General features: G+C 49.8%; 1 protein-coding gene. It reads left to right on the plus strand.

Annotated features, from left to right (window positions below; genetic code table 11):
• A partial coding sequence (locus GO013_RS16835; protein WP_163813201.1) for a hypothetical protein occupies nt 1-331 on the plus strand: 331 nt, incomplete at both ends.

A 331-nucleotide genomic window follows, 5' to 3' on the forward strand; every position in this document is an offset into this window, starting at 1 on the left:
TATCCCTTATGGATGGACTCGGTCCCGTTCCCTACAAAATTCAAGCATCCTACTCTCCAAACATATACGGGGAAAGGATCAGCCAGACAGCACGTCATCCACTTCAAGATCCTGACAGGAGCTATTGCGGATCAAGATGCCCTCAAGATCCGCCTCTTTGCAAGTACCCTAAAAGGTACGGCCTTCGATTGGTACTCCACTCTTCCGGAGAACTCCATCCAAAACTGGGCCATGCTAGAGACACGCTTCCTGACCCACTTCAAAGGTGAGGATCATCCTGTTACTATGGCACAGCTCTGCAGCCTAAAACAGGGAGAGAATGAGTCAACCT

Source organism: Pseudodesulfovibrio sp. JC047 (assembly GCF_010468615.1).
Lineage (GTDB): Bacteria > Desulfobacterota > Desulfovibrionia > Desulfovibrionales > Desulfovibrionaceae > Pseudodesulfovibrio.